Annotated in this window: 25 protein-coding genes; 15 read left to right on the top strand and 10 right to left on the bottom strand. The window is 71.8% G+C overall.

Annotated features, from left to right (window positions below):
- Positions 1–18: 18 nt before the first annotated feature.
- Together IFY26_RS01955 and IFY26_RS01950 are read right to left on the bottom strand one after the other, a co-directional pair.
- Positions 19–1218, bottom strand: coding sequence for a nucleotide disphospho-sugar-binding domain-containing protein (locus IFY26_RS01955; protein WP_232547324.1), 1200 nt, complete (start codon positions 1216–1218; stop codon positions 19–21).
- Between the two features lie 9 nt (positions 1219–1227).
- Positions 1228–1677, bottom strand: a complete 450-nt coding sequence (locus IFY26_RS01950; RefSeq protein WP_232547323.1) for a MarR family winged helix-turn-helix transcriptional regulator — start codon at positions 1675–1677, stop codon at positions 1228–1230.
- Positions 1678–1741: 64 nt separating this feature from the next.
- Here IFY26_RS01950 and IFY26_RS01945 point away from each other — a divergent pair, with 64 nt between their 5' ends.
- Positions 1742–2296: an NADPH-dependent FMN reductase gene (locus tag IFY26_RS01945; RefSeq protein ID WP_232547322.1), complete on the top strand. Its 555-nt coding sequence runs from the start codon at positions 1742–1744 to the stop codon at positions 2294–2296.
- Between the two features lie 34 nt (positions 2297–2330).
- On the top strand, positions 2331–2480 hold the full coding sequence (locus IFY26_RS01940) for a hypothetical protein (protein ID WP_232547321.1): 150 nt from the start codon (positions 2331–2333) through the stop codon (positions 2478–2480).
- Here the strand turns inward: IFY26_RS01940 and IFY26_RS01935 are convergent.
- The 3 genes from IFY26_RS01935 to IFY26_RS01925 are packed head-to-tail and all read right to left on the bottom strand — an operon-like array spanning position 2443 to position 4288.
- Positions 2443–3345 (bottom strand): alpha/beta fold hydrolase, encoded by a 903-nt coding sequence (locus IFY26_RS01935; protein ID WP_232547320.1) that lies wholly within the window; start codon positions 3343–3345, stop codon positions 2443–2445. The genes IFY26_RS01940 and IFY26_RS01935 overlap by 38 nt on opposite strands.
- 11 nt (positions 3346–3356) lie before the next feature.
- Entirely contained in the window at positions 3357–3674 is a 318-nt protein-coding gene (locus IFY26_RS01930; protein WP_232547319.1) for a hypothetical protein, read from the bottom strand.
- A 14-nt stretch (positions 3675–3688) separates the two neighbouring features.
- Positions 3689–4288, bottom strand: coding sequence for a LysR family transcriptional regulator substrate-binding protein (locus IFY26_RS01925; RefSeq protein WP_232547318.1), 600 nt, complete (start codon positions 4286–4288; stop codon positions 3689–3691).
- A gap of 74 nt (positions 4289–4362) precedes the next feature.
- Here IFY26_RS01925 and IFY26_RS01920 point away from each other — a divergent pair, with 74 nt between their 5' ends.
- From IFY26_RS01920 to IFY26_RS01900, 5 genes are all read left to right on the top strand, one after another.
- Positions 4363–5097 carry a hypothetical protein gene (locus tag IFY26_RS01920; RefSeq protein ID WP_232547317.1) on the top strand — a complete coding sequence of 245 codons (735 nt, stop codon included), beginning with the start codon at positions 4363–4365 and terminating at the stop codon, positions 5095–5097.
- Positions 5098–5508: 411 nt separating this feature from the next.
- A complete protein-coding gene (locus IFY26_RS01915) occupies positions 5509–6087 on the top strand; it encodes a hypothetical protein (protein ID WP_232547316.1) in 579 nt (192 codons plus the stop codon).
- Positions 6075–7532 (top strand): glycosyltransferase family 2 protein, encoded by a 1458-nt coding sequence (locus IFY26_RS01910; RefSeq protein WP_232547315.1) that lies wholly within the window; start codon positions 6075–6077, stop codon positions 7530–7532. The genes IFY26_RS01915 and IFY26_RS01910 overlap by 13 nt, the downstream gene beginning before the upstream one ends.
- Positions 7529–9151, top strand: a complete 1623-nt coding sequence (locus IFY26_RS01905; RefSeq protein ID WP_232547314.1) for a glycosyltransferase family 39 protein — start codon at positions 7529–7531, stop codon at positions 9149–9151. Before IFY26_RS01910 ends, IFY26_RS01905 begins: the two co-directional genes overlap by 4 nt.
- Positions 9152–9288: 137 nt before the next feature.
- Positions 9289–10050, top strand: a complete 762-nt coding sequence (locus tag IFY26_RS01900) for an alpha/beta hydrolase (protein WP_232547313.1) — start codon at positions 9289–9291, stop codon at positions 10048–10050.
- On the opposite strand, the gene IFY26_RS01895 is transcribed toward IFY26_RS01900, so the two are convergent.
- The 3 genes from IFY26_RS01895 to IFY26_RS01885 all read right to left on the bottom strand — a co-directional run bounded on the left by IFY26_RS01895 (position 10051) and on the right by IFY26_RS01885 (position 13224).
- On the bottom strand, positions 10051–10902 hold the full coding sequence (locus IFY26_RS01895) for a carbohydrate ABC transporter permease (RefSeq protein WP_232547312.1): 852 nt from the start codon (positions 10900–10902) through the stop codon (positions 10051–10053).
- Complete coding sequence (locus tag IFY26_RS01890) at positions 10899–11768, bottom strand: carbohydrate ABC transporter permease (protein WP_232547464.1); 870 nt, start codon at positions 11766–11768, stop codon at positions 10899–10901. The genes IFY26_RS01895 and IFY26_RS01890 overlap by 4 nt, the downstream gene beginning before the upstream one ends.
- A gap of 115 nt (positions 11769–11883) precedes the next feature.
- A complete protein-coding gene (locus tag IFY26_RS01885; RefSeq protein WP_232547311.1) occupies positions 11884–13224 on the bottom strand; it encodes an ABC transporter substrate-binding protein in 1341 nt (446 codons plus the stop codon).
- Positions 13225–13388: 164 nt separating this feature from the next.
- On the opposite strand from IFY26_RS01885, the gene IFY26_RS01880 reads away from it, so the two are divergent.
- The 7 genes from IFY26_RS01880 to IFY26_RS01850 all read left to right on the top strand — a co-directional run bounded on the left by IFY26_RS01880 (position 13389) and on the right by IFY26_RS01850 (position 19463).
- Positions 13389–14624 (top strand): ROK family transcriptional regulator, encoded by a 1236-nt coding sequence (locus IFY26_RS01880; RefSeq protein WP_232547310.1) that lies wholly within the window; start codon positions 13389–13391, stop codon positions 14622–14624.
- 58 nt (positions 14625–14682) lie between these two features.
- Positions 14683–16473 carry a glycoside hydrolase family 35 protein gene (locus IFY26_RS01875; protein WP_232547309.1) on the top strand — a complete coding sequence of 597 codons (1791 nt, stop codon included), beginning with the start codon at positions 14683–14685 and terminating at the stop codon, positions 16471–16473.
- Between the two features lie 123 nt (positions 16474–16596).
- Positions 16597–17187, top strand: coding sequence for an ABC transporter substrate-binding protein (locus IFY26_RS01870; RefSeq protein WP_232547308.1), 591 nt, complete (start codon positions 16597–16599; stop codon positions 17185–17187).
- A complete protein-coding gene (locus tag IFY26_RS01865; protein WP_232547307.1) occupies positions 17142–17381 on the top strand; it encodes a hypothetical protein in 240 nt (79 codons plus the stop codon). Before IFY26_RS01870 ends, IFY26_RS01865 begins: the two co-directional genes overlap by 46 nt.
- Positions 17381–17698, top strand: a complete 318-nt coding sequence (locus IFY26_RS01860) for a type 2 periplasmic-binding domain-containing protein (RefSeq protein WP_232547306.1) — start codon at positions 17381–17383, stop codon at positions 17696–17698. Before IFY26_RS01865 ends, IFY26_RS01860 begins: the two co-directional genes overlap by 1 nt.
- An 8-nt stretch (positions 17699–17706) precedes the next feature.
- Positions 17707–18639, top strand: coding sequence for a carbohydrate ABC transporter permease (locus IFY26_RS01855; protein WP_232547305.1), 933 nt, complete (start codon positions 17707–17709; stop codon positions 18637–18639).
- Positions 18636–19463, top strand: a complete 828-nt coding sequence (locus IFY26_RS01850; protein WP_232547304.1) for a carbohydrate ABC transporter permease — start codon at positions 18636–18638, stop codon at positions 19461–19463. The genes IFY26_RS01855 and IFY26_RS01850 overlap by 4 nt, the downstream gene beginning before the upstream one ends.
- A gap of 9 nt (positions 19464–19472) precedes the next feature.
- Here IFY26_RS01850 and IFY26_RS01845 read toward each other — a convergent pair whose 3' ends face one another.
- Positions 19473–19841, bottom strand: a complete 369-nt coding sequence (locus IFY26_RS01845; protein ID WP_232547303.1) for a PaaI family thioesterase — start codon at positions 19839–19841, stop codon at positions 19473–19475.
- A gap of 73 nt (positions 19842–19914) precedes the next feature.
- Here IFY26_RS01845 and IFY26_RS01840 point away from each other — a divergent pair, with 73 nt between their 5' ends.
- Complete coding sequence (locus IFY26_RS01840; protein WP_232547302.1) at positions 19915–22206, top strand: RecQ family ATP-dependent DNA helicase; 2292 nt, start codon at positions 19915–19917, stop codon at positions 22204–22206.
- A gap of 423 nt (positions 22207–22629) precedes the next feature.
- Here the strand turns inward: IFY26_RS01840 and IFY26_RS01835 are convergent, their stop codons facing one another.
- A complete protein-coding gene (locus IFY26_RS01835) occupies positions 22630–24288 on the bottom strand; it encodes a carbohydrate-binding domain-containing protein (protein ID WP_232547301.1) in 1659 nt (552 codons plus the stop codon).
- Between the last annotated feature and the right edge of the window lie 58 nt (positions 24289–24346).

The raw sequence follows: 24346 nt of genomic DNA, 5'->3' as shown, positions 1-24346 counted from the left end.
GCGTCGGCCGAAGCGGGTTCAGGACGCCGCGATGAGGTCGCCGATCCGCCGGGCCGCCCCGGCCGGCCCCTCGGCCTCGGCGAAAGACTCCCGCAGAGCGCCCAGGCCCGCGGCGAGCCGGTCGTCGTGGCGCACAGCCTGGTAGACATCGCGGACCGCCCCCACCGTGAATTCTCTCTTGGGCAGGACGCGCCCGGCATTCAACTCCTCGAGGCGGTAAGCGTTGAAGAACTGGTCGGCCCCCATAGGGGTCACGATCGGCGTGGCGCCGAGAGCCACGGCGTCCGTGGCGCTTCCGAAACCGCCGTGGGTGAAGCAGACGTCCGCCCGCTCGAGGACCTCCGCCTGGGGCACGAAGGACGAGACAATCACGTTGTCAGCCACCGGGCCCACCGCAGCCCGGTTCGCCTCATTCCCCGTGGTCAACACGAGAAGCACGTCGGTGCCGGCGAAGGCGTCCGCCAGGGTGCGGAAGAACGGCGTCCACGTGTTGAACACCGTGCCGAGGGTGCCGTACACCACGGGCCCGTCGTGCTCGCGGACGCGGTCGAGTGGGAAAGAGTCCAGGACGGCCTGCGAGGACGCGAGCGTCGGCGTCGGCCCCATGAACACGCACGTCGGATCTGAGAATTCATCGGCACATGGCTGGTAGAGCCAGCTGGCCGGGGTGATGTTCAGCGTGCGCGAACGCGGGGCCATCATGGCGACGATGTCGCCCAGCGGACGCCCCAGCATCGCGAGGCCGAACATCGCGCCCAGCGCCGAGCGCTGCCCATCACTGCGCATCAGCCGACGAGCCACACCCGGCAGTCCGTCGCCGATGTCGGCCAGGTGGGCCATCACCCGAGGGCTCTGGAAGAACACCGGCGAGCAGAACACCACGGGCACATCGAGGGAGTCCTGCAACTCGGGCAACGTGGGCTGCATGCCGGCGGCGACCACGGCGTCGTAGCGCGGGCCCAAGGTGCGCAGCCCGGCGTCCTGGTCGCCGAACATGCGGCGTCCGAAACGGGCGATCTGCTGGGGCCGCACGATCGGGCCGTCGAGGTAGAAGCCCCACGGAATCGGCGTCGCGCCGATCTTCTCCACCGCGGTGCGGAACGACTCGGGCACGAAGTAGTCCACGTCGTGGCCCGCCGCCACCAACGCCTTCACCAGCGGAAAGGAGGGATTGATCACGCCGTAAGCGGGCAGACACCCGAACAGGATCCTGGCCATGCACGCAGCCTACGATGCGCCCCGCTCGGCGACGACCTCCCTCAGCCGCCCCCTGACCTCCGACCAGACATCCTCACCCCAGCGGTCTCGCCAGAGCGCATCCAGCTCGCGCATCGTCCGCAGCACCCATCGCTGCGCCGATCGGCCGCGCGCGGTGAGCTCCAGGACGCGTGCGCGTCCGTCGGAGGGATCCGGCAGCGTACGGAGGTACCCGGCCCGCTCGAGGTGGGCGATCTGCAGCGAGACCGCCTGCTTGCTCACCCCCGACAGCTCGGCCACCTGCCGTGGCCGCGCGCACCCGCCCCGGCCGACGTGGCGCAGCACGTTGCGGCTGTGCGCCAGCGAGAGGTCCGAGAACGGCGACGCGCCCAGCCGCTCGTCGAACGCGGCCTCAAGGGCGTCGTGTGCCTGCCCGAGCAGCGCGACGAGGGGCAGCGCATCTTCGGGTGTTTCATCCACGCGCCCACCCTACCAACTGGTCAACGGGTTGACTATCCACGCGCAGACTGACAAACTGGTCAACATGTTGACCAATTCGTCCCTCACCATCGGTCTCCTCGTGGGCAGCACCCGCCCCGGCTCGTTCAACCAGCGCCTGGCCGAGCTCGCCACGCAGGCCACCACCCACCGGGTGGTGCGCCTCGACGGCATCGACCGCCTCCCCTTCTTCGCCGAGCAGCTGGAGGACCCCACCCCGGACGCCGTGGCCGCCCTCCGCCAGGACGCCGCCGCCGTGGACGCCCTCCTGGTCGTGACCCCGGAGTACAACAGCGGCATGCCCGCCGTGCTGAAGAACGCGCTCGACTGGCTCTCCCGGCCGCGCGGTGCGGCGGCCCTGACCGGACTGCCGGCCGCCGTCATCGGCAGCAGCCCGAGCCCGGGCGGCGCCCGCGGGGGCGTCGAGGACGCCGTGCGCGTCCTGCGTCGCGCCGGCGCGACGGTGTTGGACGCCACGGTGGCCGTCCCGCGCGCGCACCAGTCACTGGCCACCCCCGACGAGGCGCTCACGCAGCAGCTCGCCACGTTGCTCACCGAGCTGGCGGACGCGGCGTCCGGCCAAGCCACGACGGCGGCCTGACGCCCCGCCGGACTGGGTCACTACGATCCCGGCCATGGCCTACGAGCTGGAGACGCACCTCACCGACGTCGACCCGGCCGCCTACTACGCGCAGCTCCCGACCGAGCGACGCCGCGCGGAGGGCGCCCGGCGTCTGCTGCACCAACTCATCGAGCTGGGCTGGCGCGGTTCAGGAACTCCGTGACGGCCGGGATGACCAGGTCGGGCCGGTCGCGCTGCACCCAGTGTCCGGCGTCCTTGACGACCAGCAGCCTCGCGTCGGGCAGACGTTCGGCGGCCTCGCGGACGCTGGCCAGCGGCACGCCGGAGTCGCGCTCCCCGTGCACCAGCAGCACCGCGGTCCGGATCTCGGCGAGCCGCGCCGCATAGCTGGTGCGCAGCCGACCGGGCAGCACCTGGTCGCGCTGCCACTGCCCGAACGCGACGAAGGCGTCCGGTCGGGCCGCCTCGGCGGCCACCGCGTCCACGAGTTCCGGCGTGAGTTCCGCAGGGTTGCGCACAATGCCCCGCAGGCTGCTCACGAGCAGTCGGCGGTTGCGGAGGTAGGCGCCCGTGACCACCCCGAGCGCGCCGGTACGGACCGAGACCCAGCTGAGCCATTGCACCGGCCCGGCCCACGGCCCGCTCGTCTGGCGGTCGGCCAGCCCGTAGGACCCAAAGAGCAGCAGGCCGGCCACGCGGCCGGGGTGCTCGAGCGCGAACCCCAGCGACATCCCCCCACCCATGGAGATGCCGCCCAGCACGACGCGGCCCAGCCCGAGCGCGTCGAGGAATTCCCCGACGTAGGTGACGAGCCGCTCCTGGCCGACGCGCCACGGCGGCAGAGCGCTGTGGCCGAACCCCGGGTGATCGGGCGCGACGACGCGATGGCCGGCGGCCGCCAGCGCCTCACCCAACGGCTCCCACGAGAGCAGCGCATTGTCCAGCCCGCCTCCGTGCAGCAGCACGACGGGCGGGGCGTCCGACGCGACGGCCGGCTCCCACGTGACGGCCGAGATCTCACCCCAACCGAGGTCGACGGTGATGCGTTTGTGCACGGCAGCCTTCACGATCCGGCGTCTCAGCCGGCGCGTTCCTCGGTGAGCGCGTCGGTGACGGCGCGCAGCAGGCCCAGCACCCCGTCGTGGAACGACGCGGACGCCTCCCACACCGCATCCTCGTTGGCCACCGGCCAGGTCACGGCGCCGGGATCGCCCCCCAACGTCTCCGCCAGCGCGTCCTGCACGGGGCCCCGGTAGGCGTCCTCGAGGGCGCGGACGCGCTGGGTCGCGTCGGCGAACCACGCCACGAACCCCTCCAGGCGCACCACGTCGGCATTGACCTGGTCCAGCATCTCCTGGCTCTCGCGCAGGGTCGCGTTGTCGATCTGCTTGTCCATGCCCAAAGCGTAGGTCAGCGTCCCCGGCCGCGCCGCGACGCCGCCCGCTCCTGGTGGGTGCGCGCGCTGTTGGCCGTCCGGCCCCGGACGATGCCGATGAATTCCTGGATCAGCGGGTGCTCGTGGTCGCGCCGCCACGCGAGCACGACCGGGACGGGCTCGGCGTCGATGACGGGGCAGAACGTCAGATCCCGCCGGCTCGCATAGCGCGCCACCGACATGGGCACGAGCAGCACCGCGCCACCGAGCACGCGATCGAGGGCCACCGGCCCCTGGCCGGCCAGGTCGCCCGCCGTCAACACGGTCTCGTCGGCCAGGTCGCTCAGCGACACCGCCTCGAAGGCCGCGACGGGGTGCTCGCGCGACACCCAGGCCACCAGCACCTCCTCGTAGAGCGCGATGGCGTGCAACCCGTCGGTGTCGAGCGGGAGCCGGGCGAAACAGAGGTCGACCTCGCTCGCGTCCAGCACGCGGCGGACGGCGGCGTCCGCCACCTCCACCACGTCCAGCCGCGCGCGGACCCGCTCGGCCCACCGCATCCGCCACTTGGTCAGCGTCACGCCGGGCACGTGGCCGACACGCAGGGCGCCCGGGCTGGACGGGGACTCGCTCATGGACGCACCGTAGCCCCCCGGCTCGGCCCAGCGGGCGAGGCGGTAGCGTGGGGCCACAATCGCGGAGGTCACCCATGCGCCAGTACGTCCTGAACCTCACCGGCCGCGCCGGCCCGGGCGGCGCGTTGCGCGCCGCCGACGTCGCCCGCCTGTGCACCGCCGTGCAGACCCTCGTCTACCGCCTGTACCGCCACGCCACCGACGAGCTCGATCGCGGCCGGCAACCGCAGGCCGTCGAGCAGCTCAGCGCCCTCGGCGTCACGATGCCCGCTGCGGGGACGGTGGTGTTCGGCGTGGGCGAGGAGGGCGTCCTCGACCTCGACCCGCTCGCCGACCAGGTGGACGCCCACGCCTGGCGTCTGCTGCAGGGCCTGGCCGCGGGTGAGCGTCCGCCCGGCACGCCGGCCACGGTGGCGGACGCCGTCGCCGCGCTCATCCGGGCGCTGGCCCGGGCCGCGACGGAGGCCACGCTGAGCGTCCCCGGCCACGGCGACGTGCGGCTGGCCACGGGTCACCTCGCTCGCGAGCCGTGGGAGCGCCGCGCCCCGAAGGATCTGCGCACCGTCGTCGGCGAGCTGCAGATGGCAGACCTGCGCTCCGACCGCTGCCGCGTGGTGGACGCAGCCGGTCACGTGATCGAGCTCCACGACGTGCGCGGCATCACCGAGGCCGCCCGCCTCGTCGGCACCCAGGTGCAGGCCACCGGCTGGTTCACCGAGCAACTCCACGGCCGCGGCCGCCTCGACGTGATCGGCACCGTGACGCCGGCCGCCGAGCAGGACTCCCTGCCGTGGAACGACCCGGCGTAGCCGCCGAACGGGCGGTGCGGGCCGCCGTCGCGTCCCTGGCCGCCCTGCCTTTCCCCGACGCCAGCTTCGACGGCGTGTTCGCCCGGTAGTCGCTGATCCACACCGCCCGTCGCGTCGGAGCGCGAGAGCCAGATGGTGCTGATCGCCGAGACCCCCGCCACCCCGGCCACCGCGCCACCCCGGAGACGCACGTCGCTCCCCGCCCGGAGCGGCGCTCTTCTTGCAGCAAGGGCCCCGCTACGGCAGGAGAGCGAAGTGAACCCGGCGGACCATAGCCGCCCACGATGACGACGAGTTGAACGTCCATTTCACGGATTTCCCGACCGCGGTCAGCTGGTCCCCCCACACTGCTGTTCAGGGCCAGCGGTTCGCATCCAGGGGGGAGGCGCCGCGGGCCCACAGGGGGGACCTGTGAACACGTCGAAGATCGCCGTGAACGGATCCAGTACGGCGAAGATCTGCTTCTCTCTTGTGCTGGGGACAGTCTTGGCGCTCGTGGTCTATGCAGACTTGCTGCCACTCCCGACCGGCGCCGCGGTCTGGTGGCTCGGCGCACTGGTTGCGCTCCTCTTCGCCACGCGTCCCCGTCCCCAGACCCCTGACGTTCATGACCGACAGCTGGACGGCATCCTGACAACCGGCGCCGCCGCGATGAGCCTGTGGGTGTGGACCGCCTGGCCGGCCGCCGGATCCCCCGCCCGCGGGATCGGCGCGCTGCTCCTGGTGCTCGCCACCTTGGTGGCCTGCCTGGGAACGCGAGCGGTCGCGCAATCCTGGCCAGCCATCCTCCTGTTGGCCGGTGCCGCCGTCGCCGGCAGGTGGGGATGGTGGCTCTCCGTGGTCATCGCCCTGGCCTGTGCCGCCCTCGCCCGGCGTGCCCGTGGGTGGCGGGGCGCACACCTCTCTGCGTGGAGTGCGGTGATCGCACGAGCCGCACCCCTGGGAGCCATGGTCGGAGTGTGGGCTGTGATCGGGTGGTGGCTCTCGTGACGGGCATCGTCTCGTCCGACGCAGACGAGCGGCTGCGAGCCAGCGTCTCCGCCCTGGCGGACGCCGCTCCCGAGTTCTCCGCCCAGCGCGTGGTCACCGCGCCCCAAGCCGTCTCGGGATTGATCCTCATCGCCGCGTGGGTGGCGCTAGCCCTGGCCACGCCTCTCGTGGCCGCCCAGATGTTGGTCGGTGTCGTGACTGTGGGGTACGTGGCAGCTGTGGTGTATCGCGTCCTGCTGTTCTGCCGAGGCGTGGGTGATCGGCACCGCACACGTGTCAGCGATGCCGAAGCAAAGTCCGTCCCGGACGCCGAGCTTCCGCCGTACACCGTGCTGGTTCCGGTGCATCGCGAGCCCCTCATCGGCGAGCTGCTCGCCCATCTCGAGCAGCTCGACTACCCCCGTGACCGTCTGGACGTCCGGGTGCTCCTCGAGGCCGACGACACCGAAACGATCGCCGCCGCCCGCGCAACCACCTGCCCACCCCACGTCATCTTGGTGCTCGTCCCACCCGCGGAACCACGCACCAAGCCCAAGGCCTGCAACTACGGCCTCGTCGACGCCAGGGGCGAACTCGTCACGATCTACGACGCCGAGGACATCCCCGACCCACTCCAACTCCGCCGTGCCGTGGTGGCACTTCGGCGTCTCGGGCCGGAGTACGCCTGCGTCCAAGCCCAGCTGGGCTATTTCAACAGCACGCAGAACGTGCTCACCCGCTGGTTCACGGTGGAGTACGGGACGTGGTTCGCCTACCTCCTGCCGGGCCTGATCGCCGTCGGCGCCCCGGTTCCCTTGGGCGGCACGAGCAACCATTTCCGCACCGACGTGCTGCGCTCGGTCGGTGCGTGGGACGCCCACAACGTCACCGAGGACGCCGACCTCGGCATCCGGCTGGCGCGGCTCGGCTACGCGGTGGGCGTGCTGGAGTCGGTGACGCTCGAGGAGGCCAACTCGGACCCGATCAACTGGGTGAAGCAACGCAGCCGGTGGTACAAGGGCTACCTTCAGACGTTCCTGGTCCACGCGCGCCGGCCCTGGGCGACCCTCCGCGACCTGGGTTGGCGGGGAACGGCCGGACTGGTTCTCTTCGTGGCCGGAACGCCCTGCCTGACGGCGCTCAACGGATTCTTCTGGGCGCTGACGCTCATGTGGTTCACACGCCACCCCGCGTGGCTGCAGGCGCTGTTCGACTCCTGGCTCTACTACGCCGGTCTGCTCTGCTTCGTGCTGGGCAACTTGGCCGTGCTGTACATGAATGTGTACACCACCCGTCAGTTGGGTCGCCCGGATCTCTTGGTGGCAGCTCTGCTCAGCCCGCTGTACTGGGCGCTGATGACGCTGGCCGCGACGAAGGCCGCCATCCAGCTGGTGGCCTCGCCCTCGTACTGGGAGAAAACCACCCACGGACTGCACCTCTCCCCGACCGACAAGGCCGAGCCATGAGCGTCATCACCGTCGAACGCCGGGCCGCCACGGCGGGCCCGAGTCGCGCGGCCCCCCGGCGACGCGGACGCCCACACCCCCGTGAAGGGACGGTGCTCTTCCTCATCGCCCTGCTGGGTTACGTCGTTCTTGGTGCCTTCCTGATCCACCACGATCTGCTCTTCACAGACGGATTGAGCCGCGTCGGCAACGGTTACTACGTGCTCTTCAGCCGAGACCCGCATCTGGCCGCCGTCGGGTTCGTCTGGAACCCCCTGCCGTCCCTGGCAGCCATGATCCCCCTGTTGGGCACGCCGGTGTGGCCTGACCTCGCCCGAACCGGCTGGGCCGGCGTGATCGTCTCGGCGGCCTGCGGGGCCGGATCGGTCGCGCTGATCAGCGCCTGCCTGCGCCGCCTCGGCGTGGGCAGGCCGGCCCGGTTCGCGTTGACGGCGGCCTTCGCTCTGCACCCCCTCACCGCCCTGTCCTCGGCCGATGGAGCGAGCGAAGCCATGTTCACGTTCTGGTGCCTGTTGGTGGTGTACCCGTTGCTGGCCTGGGTCAGGACGCGCGACCCCCGGGAGCTCTTGTGGGCCGGCCTTGCCCTCGGGTTGGCCTATGCAACACGGTACGAGGCGGTGGCACCGGCGGCGGCCGTGGTCGTCGGCGTCCTCGTGTGGTCAGCCATCACAGCGCAGGAACGTCGGTGGCAGTTCGCCGTCAACGACGCCGTGCTGGTGGGCCTACCCGTGCTGGCGTCGTTCATCGGCTGGGCAGCCGCCAGCAAGCTGATCGTCGGGGAGTGGTTTGCGACGTTCACCTCGGAGTACGGCAACTCGGCCCAGGTGAGCGCCGGACGGGTCAGCATCGACGTCTCCACGGGTCGGGGCGCCCTGCCTGCAGTGGGCTACCTGCTCGAACAGACCCTGTGGATGGCCCCGCTCCTGGGGGCGCTGGTGCTCCTCGCGGGGATCTTGGCGTGGCGCCGGCGGGAGGCCCGCGTCCTTGTTCCTCTCGCCGTCTTCGGCGCCGTGCTCATCTTCGCCGACCTGGTCTTCGTGCTCGGCACCTCCTTCGGCTGGCTGCGCTTCCAGGTGGGAGCCGTGCCCCTCACCGTGCTGCTCGCCGGGCAGAGTCTCGTGCTGCTCCGCCCCGCGTCACGGCCGGCGCGTTGGGTCGCCATCACCCTGCCAGCGCTCCTGATCCTGGTGCTGCCCCTGCAGTGGCTGGGAATGGGCAACGCGCGCATCGCGCGCGAAGAGGTCTACTTGGCCGAACAGGCGCGGCTGGGTGTTCACCGCACGGAGCGGCAGGTCGCCGACACCATCGACGCGCTGGGCCTCCCCGACGGTTCGGTGGCGACCGATGTCGCCTACTCCTACGGCATCGTCCTCGCCAGCCGGCACCCGCGCAGCTTCGTGATCACGCCCGACCGGGACTTCGAGGCCGCCATCGCCGACCCCACAGGCCACGGCGTCCGCTACGTCCTGCTCACCTCCCCCGAGGTGGGGGCCGCGGACGCCATCGCCGCGCTCTACCCAGGCTTGTACGCCGACGGCGCCGACCGGGCGGTGCTGGTGGGTGCCTGGGGCGAGGGGATTCAGCAGTGGCGCCTCTATGAGTGGCACAACGCACCCTGACGCCACGCACGTGGGTCAGTGGCAGGACGGCTCGCGCCGCGACCTGCCGTTGCCCAGCACCACCTAGCGGTGGTCCCCAGCGAGAGCCTGTCCGGGGTGTTGAGGCCCGGCCTGGGGCGTCGGGCAGGATGGAGCTCATGGCTGACCTCGACTGGACGTTCCACGCCGCCGGCGACGCGGTGGCCCCCTGCGTGCTCGTCCTGCCCGGCGGCGGCTATGACCACCTCGCGGCCCACGAGGGCGCACCGGTGGCGGACTGGCTCAACTCGCTCGGCCTCCACGCCGCGGTGCTGCGCTACGCGACCGGCGACCAGTGCTGGCCCGACCCCCTCGAGGACGCCCGCGCCGCCCTCCGCGCGCTGCGCTCGGGAGCGACGCCGCTGGCCGTCGACCGCCGCCGCGTCGGCGTCCTCGGCTTCTCCGCCGGGGGGCACCTCGCCGCCCTGCTGGCCACCGACACCCCGGAGGTCTCCGGCGCCGATCCGGACACCTTCGCCGGCCGGCCGGACGCCGCCCTGCTCTGCTACCCGGTGACCGACCTGCGCGAGGCGCTGCTCGGGCGCATTCCGAACCTCCACGTCCGCTCCGGGGAGACCCTGCTCGGCGAGGACGCCGGTGACCACCTGCGCGCCGAGCTCTCCATCCCCACCCGCATCACCGCGCCCGAGGAGGAGCCCACCCCGCCGTTGTTCCTGTGGACGACCAGCGACGACGCCGGCGTCCCCGTGCTGCACGCGATCACGCTGATGACCGCCCTCGGCGTCGCGGGCGTCCCGTTCGAGGCGCACGTGTTCCGCAGCGGACGCCACGGGCTCGGCCTGGCCGACGCGGAGCCGGAGGTGGCCCAGTGGATGACGCTGGCGCAGCGGTGGCTGGCGTCCCTGGGCTGGCTGGACTGACTACTTCACCGCACCGCTGGCCAGACCCGCCTGCCAGTAGCGCTGCAGGCCGAGGAACAGCACGATCAGCGGCAGCACACCGAGCAGCGCCCCCTGCAGCACGGCGCCGTACTGCGGGTTGAAGTAGCTCATCATGCCGTAGAGACCGACGGTGACCGGCTTGAGCTCGTTGGTGGTGAGCATCATCAACGGCAGCAGGAAGTTGTTCCAGGTGGCGACGAAGATGAACAGGAAGATCGTCACCATGGCCGGCGCGAGCAGGCGCAGCACGACGGCGAAGAAGATCCGCAGCTCGGACGCCCCGTCCAGCCGGGCGGCCTCGAGCAGCTCGTCCGGCACGGACGCCTCGACGTAGATGCGGCCGAGGAACACCCCGAACGGGCTGACGCACGACGGGATGATGACGGCCCACGGCGTGTTCACCAGCCCCAGCTGGATGAACAACAGGTAGAGCGGCACGGTGAGCAGCGCGATCGGGAACAGCAACCCGGCCAGCACCGCCACTTGGACGGCCGCGCCGCCCGGCGTCTTGAACTTCGCCAGCCCGTACCCCACCGCGACCGACACGAGCGTGCCGATCACGCCGGCGGCGGCCGAGTAGAACACCGAGTTGCCCACCCAGCGCCAGAACTGGTTCTGCGTCCAGGCCAACAGGGTGGCGTAGTTCTCGGCGATGTGGTTGGCAGCGGGCAGCAGGCCGCTGGTGGTGTAGAGATCCTGGTTGCTCTTGGTGGCCGAGACCACCACCCAGTACACGGGCCCGAGGAAGTACAGCAGCGCCCCGATGAGCACCAGCCAGGTCACCACCACGGTCGCCCGGCGCGGACGCGCCGCCCCCCACGCCGCGCTCATCGGGCCAGCCTCCGCTGCGCGAGGGCGTATCCGGCGGCCAGGACGCCGGCGAACACGGCCATGACGATCGACACCGCGGACGCCGGCCCGGCCCCCGACGGCTGGGCCTGCCCGGTCATCGCGTTGTAGGCGAGCACCATCGGGGTGAAGTCGTTGCCCATCCACGGGTTGACGGTGGCGAGCACCGTGGGCTCGTTGAACAGCTGGATCGTGCCGATGATCGACAGCAACACCGCCAGCAGCGCCGCCGGGGCCACCATCGGAATCTTGATGGCCCACACGATCCGCGCCTCGGACGCCCCGTCGATCCGGGCCGCCTCGTACAGCTCGCGCGGGATCGCCTGGAGTGCCGCGAGGAAGATCAGCATGTTGTAGCCCGCGAACGTCCACGTGGTCATGTTCGCCATCGAGACGAGGATCATCTGCGGGTGGAAGAAGTCGATCGGCGCCCCGACCGCGCCCAGCACCTGGTTGATGGGCGACAGCCGCGGGCTGTAGATGTAGGTCCACAGCAACGCGGCGATGACGCCGGGGATGGCGAACGGCAGGAAGAACCCCAGCCGGAACACGGTCACCCGGCGGACGACCTCGGAGTCGAGCAGCAGCGCCAACAGCAGCGCCAAACCGATCATGACCGGGATCTGGAAGATGCCGAAGAGCACGACCCGGCCCAGCCCCGCCCACAGCGCGGGGGTGGCCAGCACCTGGGCGAAGTTCTCGACCCCGACGAAGGTCTCCACGAGCTCCCCGCCGCCGTAGAGACCGCCCCCGGTGGGGAGGTCTCGGTGGAACGCCGCCCGCACCGACACCACGATCGGGGCGAGGAAGCACAGGGCGAAGAGCAAGACGAACGGGGAGAGGAACATCCAGCCGGTGCGCGCCTCGTGGCTGCGTCCGAACCCGCGGCGCCCGAACCCGCGTCCGCCGCGTGCGCGGCGGTCACGTGCGGCCATGGTTGTTCCCCTCCCCGTCGCCGCCACGTCAGCGAGCCACCGGCAGGCCGGCGTCCTCCAGCGACGACACCGACGCCTCCTGGGCGGTGGTGAAGATGTCCATCACCGTGCCCTGCCCCGACCCGGCCCGGTCCGCCGCGGCAGCCATCTCGGCCCCGATCGCGGGGTAGGTGGGGATGTAGGGGAAGTCGGGGTTCAGGTTCTCGTTGGCGGTGGCCAGCTCGGCGAACACGTCTTGGCCGCCGTAGAAGGTGCGGATCGCCTCGGGCGTCTCCATCGGGCCGGTGGCGGCCACGACGAGGCCCTGGGAGACGAGCGCGTCGATCTGCGTGTTGAGCCAGTTGTTGAACTCCATGGCCTCCGCCGGGTGATCGCAGGTGCGCAGCACCACGACGCCAAAGCCGCCATCGGGGCCCGTCATGGCCTCCGACCCGAAGGACGGGAGCTGCGCCACCGACCACTGGCCCTCGTTGGCGGTGCCCGCCATGTCGCCGGCCAGCAGCGGGGCCTCCCAGGCCGCGCCGATCGTGCCGATGAGCGACTGGTCGTTCAGCGCACCCCGGAAGCCGTCGCCCCAGCGCTGCTCCACGAGCGCAGCGTCGGAGTCGAGCAGGTCCTGCCACAGGCCGGCCACCTGCTGGGACGCCTCGCCCGCGGCATCCACGCGCCAGGCGTCGTTCTCGGCGGAGAACCAGGTGCCGCCCGCTGCGGCCGCCTGCGCCGCGAGCCAGTACTGCGCCTCGTCGGGCTGGAACGCGACCACGTACTTGCCCTGGCCGGCCGCCGTCTTGGCGACGTCGGCGAGCTCGGTCATCGTGGTGGGCACGGTCAGCCCGAGGCGCTCGAACTCCGCGGCGTTGTAGTAGTAGACGAGGGGGCCGCCGTCCTGGGGCAGGCCCACCGTCGTGCCGCCCACGGTCATGAGGCTGAAGGCGCCCGCGGAGTAGTTGTCGGCGTACCCGGCCGCCTCGCTCGTCACATCGGCCAGCAGGCCGCGGGTGAACAGCGAGGGCACCTCGGCGTACCCGGCCTGCGCCAGGCACGGCGCGGTGCCGGCCTGCACGTCGGCCTCGATCTTGGTGATCATCTCGGCGGCGCGGCCGTCGAACTTGGTCGCCGTCACCTGGATGTCGGGGTTCTCCTCGTTCCACTGCTCCGCCAGCTCGGCCACCTTGGTCATGCCCTCGCCGTCGGGCAGGCGGTGCAGGTAGGCGATCTCCACCGGCTCGCCACCGGTGACGGCGGTGGTGCCCGGGGCCGCCGGGCTCGGTGCGGTGGTGGTCGCCTGCGTCCCCGCGCAGGCGGAGGTCGCTGCGAGCGCTGCGACGGCCGCGAGGACGCCGGCTGCGCGGGCCACGGTGTGCTCCATGGGGCGTCTGCCTCTCTGCTGAGCCCGCACCAGCGCGGGCATTGATTGTTCGTACAGCATCCTAACTAATTAAGCGGCTGTCAAGTCCCCCCGCACGTGACACAATCGGGCCTGTCGGACGCCGCGTCCGCCCACACCCCACCGCAACCGACGAGGAGCACGAAATGGCAGCAGGCACACCGGGGGCCGGTCGCGTCGCGCAGGCCGAGATGCGGTCGGCCAACATGGGCCTGCTGCTGCGGCACCTGCGCGCGCACGGCGGACGCTCCCGGGCCCGGCTGGCACAGGAGACCGGCCTGTCGAAGGCGACCACCTCGAGCCTCGTCACCGACCTGGCCCAGCGGGGCTTGGTGCGCGAGGGCGCGCTGGAGCGTGGTGGCGCGGTGGGGCGTCCGGGCACGACGGTGGCCCTGGACGGCAGCGGGGTGGCCGGCATCGGCATCGAGCTGGCCGTCGACTATGCGTCCTTCACCGCCGTCACGCTCGCGGGCACCGTGGTGCGCGAGCAGGTCTCCCCGCTCGACGTGGCCCACCTCCCCCTGGCCGAGGTGCTGGACCGGACGGCCACCCAGCTGCAGCGCATGATCCACTCCCTCGCCGAGTCGGGCACCCGGGTGGCCGGCATCACCGTCTCGCCGCCCGGCATCATCGACTACGCCAGCGGCTCGCTGCGCTTCGCGCCCAACCTGGGGTGGCGCGACGTGGCGCTGGTCAGGGAATACGCGACCCGCCTGAGCGAGCCGACCCCGCCGATCCGCCTGGAGAACGACGCCAAGCTGGCGGCCCTGGCCGAGTCCGTCCGTTTCGCGCGCGAGGGCGTGAGTGACCTCGTCTACCTCACCGGCGACGTGGGGGTCGGCGCCGGCATCATCGCCGACGGCGCGCTGATGCGCGGCTGGGCCGGGTTCTCCGGGGAGGTCGGCCACCTGCACCTGGCCCCCGATGATCGTCCCTGCAACTGCGGGCGCACCGGATGCTGGGAGACGGTCGTCGGGCTCAACGCCCTCCTCGAGTCCGCCGCCCCGGCCGGCGACAGCCTGCGCGACCCGGGGCGTCCGATCGAGGACCGGCTCTACGAGTTGCGCCGCCGCGCCGACGCCGGGGACGCGCCCACCCTGGCCGCGCTCACCGCGATCGCCGAGCACCTGGCCGAGGGCCTCGCCGTGCTGGTGGACGTGCTCAACCCCAAGGCCATCGTGCTGGGTGGCTACTTCGCCTGGTTCGGCGCGTTCATCATCCCCGTCGCGGAGACCCGCCTGCAGGCACGGGCCCTGGACGCCGGCAACCACGCCCGCGTGGTCGCGTCCGAACTCGGGCTGATGGCCGCGGCCCGCGGCGGCGCCTTCCTGGCCCTGGAGGACGTGTTCGCCGACCCCACGCTGGTGCCGGCCGGGGCTTGACCGCCCCTCCCGTGCGGACAATACTTCGTTTGTTGTCCGAACTTTTCAGGAGCGTGGCATGACCCTCGACATCGTCGACGGCGGGTTCGTCCGGGACGGACGCCCCCACCAGATCATCAGCGGAGCGGTGCACTACTTCCGCGTCCACCCCGAGCTGTGGCGCGACCGGCTCGAGCGCGTGGCCGCGCTGGGCCTCAACACCGTCGAGACCTACCTGGCCTGGAACTACCACGAGCGCACCCCGGGCACGATCGACTTCAGCGGCCCGCGCGACGTGCGCCGCTTCATCGAGCTGGCGGGCGAGCTGGGCCTCGACGTGCTCGTCCGGCCCGGGCCCTACATCTGTGCGGAGTGGGATTTCGGCGGCCTGCCCGCCTGGCTGATGCGCACGCCGATGGCACTCCGGACCGCCGACCCGGCGTTTCTCGCCACGGTCGACCGCTGGCTGGACGCCGCCGTCGCCGAGATCGCCCCCCTGTTGGCCACCCGCGGCGGCCCCGTCGTCGGCGTCCAGGTGGAGAACGAGTACGGCTCGTACGGCAGCGACGCCGCCTACCTCGCCCACGTGCGCGACGGCCTCGTGCGCCGCGGCGTCGACGTGTGGCTGTTCACCTCCGACGGGCCGGGGCCCGACTGGCTGGCCCACGGCGCGGTGCCCGGCGTCACGGCGACCGTGAATTTCGGCTCCCGGGTGGCCGCCTCGTTCGCCGAGCTGCGCCGCGTCCGGCCCGACGATCCGCCGGTGTGCATGGAGTTCTGGAACGGCTGGTTCGACCACTGGGGCGAGCCCCACCACACCCGCGAGGCGCAGGACGCCGCCGCCACCCTCGCCGAGATGCTCACCGCCGGGGCGGGCGTGAACTTCTACATGGCCCACGGCGGCACCAACCACGGCCTGTGGAGCGGCGCGAACCACGACGGGGAGCGCCTCCAGCCCACGGTGACCTCCTACGACTACGACGCCCCGGTGGGCGAGGCCGGCGAGCTCACCGCGAAGTTCCACGCCTACGCCGACGTCATAGCGGCCCACACGGGGCGGACGCCGCCGCCGGCCCCCGCTCCCCTGCCGCGGCACCGGCCGCAGCAGGTGGCGGTGACGGGGTGGGCGTCGTTGCTCGACCACGCCGACCTGTTCGGCCCGCCGCGCCACGCTGCGCACCCGCTGCCGTTGGAGGAGCTGGGCGCCGATCACGGGCTCGCCCTGTACGAGGGCAGCACGTTCGTGCCCCCCGAGGGCCGCGACCTCGTGCTGGAGGGGCTGGCCGACCGCGCGGAGCTGCTCGTCGACGGGGTGTCGGCGGGCACCGCCGATCGCAACGACGGCGAGGCCCGCTTTCCCCTCACCCCTCGCGCGGACGGGGCCGAGCGACAGCTGACCCTGGTGGTCGAGAACGCCGGCCGCATCAACTTCGGCCCCCGGCTCGGCGAACGCAAGGGGCTCACCGGCGTCCGGCTGGGCGATCGGTTCGTGCACGGCTGGGCCTCGCGCGCGCTCACGATCGACGACCCCGCCTGGCTGGGCGGCGTCCGCTGGTCGGCGTCGCGCCCCGCCACGGCCGGCCCGCTGCTCGCCCGCGCCGAGATGGTGGTGGACGCCCCCGCCGACGGCTTCCTCGCCCTGCCCAGCTGGGGCCGGGGCTTCTGCTGGTTGAACGGCGTCCTGCTCGGCCGGTTCGACGAGGTCGGGCCGCAGCGCACCCTGTATGCCGCCCTGCCGCTGTGGCGGGCCGGGGCCAACGAGATCGTCGTGGGCGCGCTGGCCGGGGCAGGCGTCCCGACGGACGCCGGCGTCCAGCTGCGTGACGAACCCGAGCTCGATGGGTCCGTTCACATCGTGAACAAATCGTGACCTCACACCGTCGTAGTACTCGACGGCCCGCACACTGGCCGCTACCGTGGTTCGTCAACAGCCTGAACGAATGCTCCTCCCGAGCGGGCGTGGGCACCAGGCACCGAACGAAAGGCACGCACCATGGCCACCTTCGGCACGAAGATCTGGGCGATCGGGGCCGCCGCGGCCGTGGCGCTCGCCGGCTGCGCCGGCGGCACGGGGGCCGGCACCGGCTCCGGCACCACCGGTTCGGGTGACGCGGCCTCGGGCGGCACGGACGCCCCCGAGTCGTTGACCCTCGTGGCGGCCGAGTACAGCTCGAGCCACACCAAGGCGTTCTGGGATCAGTTCGCCACCGCCTATGAGGAGAAGACCGGCATCCCCCTCGAGGTGCAGATCGTCTCGTGGGACAGCATCGACCAGCAGAGCTCGACGATGATCCAGAACAACCAGGCGCCCGACATCCTCAACCTGAACGTCTACGCGTCCTACGCCGCCGACGACCTGCTGTGGAACAGCGACGAGGTGCTGCCCGGCGAGGTGAAGGACGACATTCTCGACACGTTCGTCACCTACGGCACCTACGACGGCGACTTCTACGGGTTCCCCGACCTGTCGAGCGCGCGGGCGTTCTTCTACAACACCGATCTGTTCGAGCGCGCCGGCATCGCCGCCCCTCCGATCACATGGGACGAGTTCCGCGACGCCGCGGAGAAGATCACCGCGGCCTGACGCAGAACAACCCCGCGCGCACCAACCGCGCCGACGCGTTCGACCTCTTCAAGTCCGGCCGCGTGGGCATGGTCGTGGGCTTCAGCCCGCTGGCGGGCCAGCTCGACGAGGAGGGCACCGTGAACTACGCGGTCGCCCCGATGCCGGTCAACGACGGCGGCGAACCGCCACCTTCGGCGTCACCGACTACCTGATGGCGTTCAAGAAGGACAACAACCAGGAGGCCGTCCGGGCGTTCTACGAGCTGTACTACACCCCGGAGCAGGTCAACGCGTTCATCGAGGCCGAGGGCTTCCTCCCCGTCACCGAGTCGGGCCTGGAGTACTTCAGCTCGAACCCCGATCTGGAGGTCTACCTCGACACGCTGCCCAACGTGAAGCTGACGCCGACCGACGACCCGACGTGGGACAGGGTGAAGCTCGCCGTGCAGCAGAACATCGGCGCCGGCATCACCGGTGACCCGCAGGCGACGCTCGACCAGCTCCAGCAGACCGCCGAGTCCGGGAGCTGACGCAGGCGATGACCACCCGATCAGTACGAGGGCGCGGACGCCGGCGCCGCAGCCCGGGCCACGTCGGCCTCGGCACGGCCCTGCTGTGGCTCGCCCCCGCCCTCGTGCTGATCATCGGGGTGGTCGCGCTGCCGGCGGTCCTGCTCGTGGACGCCTCGCTGGCCAACTTCTCCATCACGGGCCTGCGCCGCGGCAGCGCGGGCCTCGCCAACTACGTCGCCGTCCTGAACCACCCCATGCTGCCGACCGTGCTGCTCAACACCGTGGTGTGGGTGGTCGCGGTGGTGGCCATCACGATCGTGTTCAGCCTCGCCATCGCCCAGCTCGCGTCCAAGGACTTCCTCGGACGCCGCGTGCTGCGGACGGCGCTGATCCTGCCGTGGGCGGCGTCCTTGGTGATCACCGCGCAGGTCTTCGTGCTGATCTACGACTACAACTACGGGCTGCTCAACCCCTTCCTGCAGACGCTCGGCCTCATTGCCGGACCGGTCGACTGGCTGGGCGACGACGCGGTCGTCCGCTGGTCGTTCATCCTGGTCGGCGTGTTCGTGTCGATCCCGTTCACGACATTCGTGTTCATCGCGGGGCTCTCCGCGATCCCCGACGACGTGTACGAGGCGGCCCGCATCGACGGCGCCTCGCCGTGGCGGGCCTACCGTTCGATCACGCTGCCGCTGCTGCGGCCGGCGCTGCTGATCGCGACCGTCCTCAACACGATCTACGTGTTCAACTCGTTCCCCATCATCTACACCCTCAACGACCGCAACCCGGTCTACACCCACGACACGACGATCACGTTCATGTACAAGCTCGCCTTCAAGAGCCAGGAGAAGGACGTGGGCATGTCCGCCGCGGCCGGCATCCTCAACGTGCTGCTCATCCTCGTCGTCGTCGCGATCTACCTGAAGATCGTCGACCCCCGCAAGGAGGCGGACGCATGAGGGCCCGCGGCGCCCGGGGCGTCTGGCTGACCCTCGGCGGTCTCGCGCTCGCCGCCGTGTTCGCGATGCCGTACGTCATCATGCTGCTCGGTTCGCTGCGCACGAGCCAGGACAACAAGACCTCCCCGCCGTCGTTCTGGCCGCGTCAGTGGCAGTGGGACACCTACGCCCAGATCCTCTCCGACGGCCGGTTCCTCAACTGGCTCGGCTCGTCGGTGATCGTGGCGGCGGCGTCCACGCTGATCGTGATCGTCGTGGCCATCCCGGCCGCCTACATCACCGCCCGGACGCGCTTCCCGGGCCGCATGGTCTTCCTGTTCGTCGTGCTCATCACCCAGATGTTCGCGCCGACCTCGCTCGTGGTCGGCATCTACCGGCAGTTCTTCGAGCTCAACCTGGTGAACACCTACGCGGCGCTGATCCTCACCAACGCGGCGTTCAACCTGGCCTTCGCCATCTGGATCCTGCACGGCTTCTTCAGCTCGATCCCCCGCGAGATCGAGGAGGCGGCGGCGGTGGACGGCGCGGGGCGGATCCGCACGCTGGCGTCCATCATGCTGCCACTGACCGCGCCGGGGGCCGTGACGGCGATCATCTTCACGTTCATCGCGGCATGGAACGAGTACGTCGTCGCGCTCACGCTGATCATCAGCGACGAGCGCAAGCCGCTCACCGTCGGCATGCGCGCCTACGTCACGGGCTACGAGCAGCACTGGGACCAGCTGTTCGCGGCGTCCGTGATCGCGATCGTGCCCGTGGCGATCCTGTTCACCCTGATCGAGAAGCATCTCGTCGGGGGCCTCACGGCGGGGTCGGTCAAGTAGGCGGGCCACTCACCCCGCGGACGTGATCGTGAACGTGCCGACGGCCTCGGCGATGTCACGGCCGTCTTCGGTGACCACCTCGGCGGACAGCAGCACCACCGCCTTGCCGCGCTTGCCGATCTCGGCGGTCGCGATCAGCGTGTCGCCCGGCTCCGCCGCGTTGAGGTAGGTCAGCGACAGCTGCAGGGTGGCGGCGGAGGCGTCGTCGTCGAGCTGGGCACGCACCGTGCGGCCCATCGCCATGTCGACCAAGGTGGCGATGAGGCCGCCGTGGACGGTGCCGCTGACGTTGGCGTGCCGCTCGGTGGTGGTGACCCGGACCGTGGTGTCGTCGACGGTGATCCCGAGGTGGTCGGCGAAGGGCTGTGTCTCGCTCATGGCCCCCATTCTTGCTGCCCACCGGCATGGGGCGCGACGGGAACTGTCGGTGGGGCGTGCCAAGGTGGTGGCCATGAGCAACCGTGGGCCGGTCGAACCTCCCTCCTGGCCGGACGAGCCGCCGCCGGACTTCGACGAGCTGCCGCCCGATGATCTGTGGGACGCGGTGCCGCCGCGCGACGCACCCGAGCCGGCCGCGCCGGCGATCGCGGTGCAGCGCGACGCGGCGGGGCTGCGGGAGGAGGCGGTGGCGATCCTGCGCGACCTGACCGGACGCGCGGACGCGGACTTCCACCCCGGCCAGTACGAGGCGATCGAGGCCCTGGTGGCCGAACACCGTCGCGCGCTCGTGGTGCAGCGCACCGGGTGGGGCAAGTCGGCCGTGTACTTCATCGCGGCGCTGCTGCAGCGGCGCGCCGGGGCGGGGCCGGCGCTCATCGTGTCCCCGTTGCTGGCGTTGATGCGCGACCAGGTGGCCGCGGCCGAGCGGGCCGGCGTCCGCGCGGCGGCGATCAACTCGGCCAACGTCACCGAGTGGCGCTCGATCGAGGAGCAGCTGGACGCCGACGCCGTCGACGTGCTGTTCGTGTCGCCGGAACGCCTGGTCAACCCGAAGTTCCGGGCCGAGCAGCTGCCGCGGCTCGTGCGCACGTGCGGGCTGTTGGTGGTGGACGAGGCGCACTGCATCAGCGACTGGGGCCACGACTTCCGGCCCGACTACCGGCGCATCCGCGACCTCATCGCCGAGCTGCCGGCCGGCGTCCCCGTGCTGGCGACCACCGCGACGGCCAACGCCCGCGTGGTCGCCGACGTGGAGGAGCAGATGGCCGCCGGCGGTCACGCCGTGTTCACGCTGCGGGGTGCGCTGGCGCGCGACTCGTTGCGTTTGGGCGTCCTTGATGTGGGGACGCCCGCGCGCCGCCTCGCGTGGCTCGCCGAGCACCTCGACGCGCTGCCGGGCTCGGGCATCGTGTACTGCCTCACCGTGAGCGGGGCCGAGGACGCGGCGCGCCTGCTGGCGAGCGCCGGGCACCGGGTGTTGCCCTACACCGGCCGCACCGACGCCGCCGAGCGCGAGGCGGCGGAAGAGGCGCTGAAGGCCAACGAGGTGAAGGCCCTGGTGGCGACCTCGGCGCTCGGCATGGGGTTCGACAAGCCCGACCTCGGGTTCGTCGTGCACCTGGGTGCGCCCAGCTCGCCGGTGGCGTACTACCAGCAGGTGGGACGCGCCGGCCGCGCGACCCCGAGCGCCGACGTCCTGCTGCTGCCCGGCACCGAGGACCGGGAGATCTGGCACTACTTTGCCACCAACGCCATGCCGACCCAGGCGCGGGCGGACGCGGTGCTCACCTGCCTGGCCGAGGCCGGCGGGCCGCTCTCGGTGCCGGCGCTGGAGGCACGCGTCGACATCCGGCGCGGCCCGTTGGAGCTGCTGCTGAAGGTGCTGGCGGTCGACGGCGTGGTGGAGAACGTGCAGGGCGGGTGGGTCGGCACCGGACGTCCATGGACCTACGACGCCGAGCGCTACGAGCGCATCGCCGCCGCGCGCGTCGCCGAGCAGGAGGCGATGCTCGGTTACGAGCGCCTGGCGGGCGACGGGTGCCGGATGCAGTTCCTCACCGATGCGCTCGACGACCCCCACGCCGCGCGCTGCGGCCGCTGCGACGTGTGCGCCGAGCCGTGGTACCCCATCGAGATCACGGTGGCGAACCTCACCGAGGCCCAGGACACGCTGGACCGCGTCGGCGTCCCCGTCGCGCCGCGGGCGCTGTGGCCCAACGGGCTCGACACGCTGGGGGTGCTGGCCGACGGCGCGCCCGTGAAGGGCAAGATCCCGCCGGCCGAGCAGGTCGAGGAGGGCCGGGTCGTGGCCCGGCTCACCGATCTCGGGTGGGGCGGACGCCTGCGCGACCTGTTCGCCCCCGACGCCGAGGGCCGCCAACCCGACGCCCCCGTGCCGCCCGACCTGGGCGCCGCGGTGGTCCGCGTGCTGGCCGGCTGGGGGTGGAGCGAGCGGCCGGTGGCCGTGGCCTGGGTGCCGAGCCTGACGCGTCCGGCCCTGGTGGAGTCCCTGGCCACGGGAGTCGCCCGCGTCGGACGCCTCGAGGTGCTCGGGCCGCTGGATCTGGCCGCGGGGGCCGAGCCGCTCAACCGCTCGACGAACTCGGCCTACCGGGTGCGCGACGTGTGGGGCCGGTTCACCGTCGGTGAGGCGATGACCCGGCGGCTGGCTGAGCTGGGCGGCCCGGTGCTGCTGGTCGACGACCTCGTCGACTCCCGCTGGACCCTGACCGTCGCCGGACGCCTCCTCCGCCGCGCCGGGGCCGACGCCGTCCTCCCCCTGGCGCTGGCGTCCGTGGCCTGAGCGCTCGGGAATGCGTGCCCCGGGGGGAGCGGCGCTGCGCCAGGTGGAGTTGAGGTGCGCCACGTGGCGGTGCGGTGCGCCAGGTGGTGCCCCAGTCGCGCTGCAGACCCCGGCTCAACCGAGCCACTTCGCCCTCGGCGCCGGGGCTTAGCGCTGACGGCCTACCCTCCCCAGCGATCCGGACGCCTCCCTAGCGATCCGCGCGCCTCCCTAGCGATCCAGCCACCCCCCTGCCATCGCTGCACCCCGCTGCCGTTGCACCAGCAGGGGGGTGAGTTCCGGACAGGGCGGCGGCAACAACGGCAGGGAGGCGGCCATAAAGACAGGGGGCAACCCGGCGGCCGCGAAACCGAGCGCTCACGGCAGCGGCCGGCCCGGGAACTCAGTGGTTCCCAGGCCGGCCGTCAGGAGCGTCGCGCTCGGTCAGGGGCGCGGGCCGCGCATGCCGCCGCCCGTGCCACCGCCCATGGTGCCCCGGCCACCGCCCATGCCCATGCCGTTCATCGCAGCGGCCGTGCCGGTCGCGCTGCCGGAGCCCGAGGTGACCGTGTAGCTCACGCCGTCGGTCAGGCCCACGATGGTCACCGAATCGGCGTCGGTGGGCATCGTGAAGGTCTGGCTGGAGCCGTCCGAGCCGGCAACCGTCACCGTCTCCCCCGCCGTGGCTGACACGGAGACCGCGACACCGACCGTCGTGGCGGAGCCGTTCACGTCCACCGCGCCGTCCGGGCCCTGTGCGGTGCCGTTGACCACGAGCAGCCCGCCCGTGACGTGCGCCGAACCGTTGGAGTCGAGCCCGTCGGAGGCAGCGTTGTCGATCGTCACGACGCCGCCGGTCTGGGTGTAGACGCTGCCGTCGTCGGATTCGGAGTCGGCGTTCTCGTAGCCCTCGACGACCACGTCGCCGTTGGACGCGTTCACCCCGTCGTCGCCGGTGGTGAAGTTCAGCGTGCCGCCATTGACGTTCAGCGCGACGGCCTGCATGCCCTCGTCCGCGGCGTCCACCACGACCGTGCCGGCGTCGACCGTCACCGAGACCCCGGCGTTGATGCCCTTCGGGGACTCCTCGGCGTTCTCCCCGACGGCATTGGCCGCCCCGCCCCCGGCGACGACGGACAGCTCGGTGCCGTCGATCGTCACGTCGGTGGTGGCGCTGATGCCGTCGTCACCGGTCGTCAGGCTCACGCTCGCCGCCCCCAGCGCCACGAAGCCCTGGGCCTCGTCGGTATCCTCGCTCGACTTGAGGCCGTCGCCGCCGGCGTCCACCGTGAGCGTGCCCGACTCGACGGCCACGTAGTTCTTGCCCCGGACACCATCGTCCACCGCGGTCACGGTGATCGTGGTGTCGCCCGTGATGACGATGCCGTTCTTGCTGGAGATGCCGTCGTTGGCGTTGCCGGTCACCTCCAGCGCGCCGGTGCCCGTGATCGTGATGTCGTCGGAGGAGTAAAGGGTGGCTGTCGGCGCCTCGTCGGAGGTGTCGGCGTAGGTCGCGCCGTCGGCGAGGCTGTTGGTCGAGCCGTCCGCCAGCACGACGATCATCGAGCCGGCATCCACCACGTTCACGGCCGCCCCGTCGGCGTTGGTCAGGTCGACGCCGTCGAGCACGAGGCGCACCTCCGCACCGTTCGCGTCGACGACCACCTCGCCGTCGCTCAGCGTCCCCGACAACACGTACGTGCCCCCCGCGGTGATCGTGACGGTGGAGCCGTCCACCGTGACCCCGGACGCGTCCGTGCCCTCCACGGTCGTGCCTGCGTCGGACAGCGTCACCGTGGTGGCGGACGCCGCGTCCCACGTGCCTGCGTCGTCCGCAGCGGTCGACACATCGGCGATCGCGTCGTTGGCGGCGAGGATGTCGGCGACGCTCGCACCCGTCGAGGCGTCCATCACCGCGGTCGAGATGGTCGTCCACGCCGTGGAGCTGGCGGTGTCGTCGCTGCTCGTCGCGCTCGTCTGGGTCGTGGTGGTGGTCGTGCTGCTCGTCGCGGTGGTGACCTCCGACGACATCGTGCACCCGGCCAGCAGCACCGCGGACGCGGCGGCCGCTGCGAGTGCTCGGCGGAAGGGAAGGCGTGACATGGGAATCTCCTCGGTCGTGGTGCCAGCCGGTCGACTGGTGCGTTGACACCATGCTGGG

Origin of the sequence: Propioniciclava soli, assembly GCF_014858005.1 — a bacterium.
Lineage (GTDB): Bacteria > Actinomycetota > Actinomycetes > Propionibacteriales > Propionibacteriaceae > Propioniciclava > Propioniciclava soli.
Note: the sequence above shows the minus strand (reverse complement) of the source record. Positions and strands in the feature narration are given on the sequence as shown.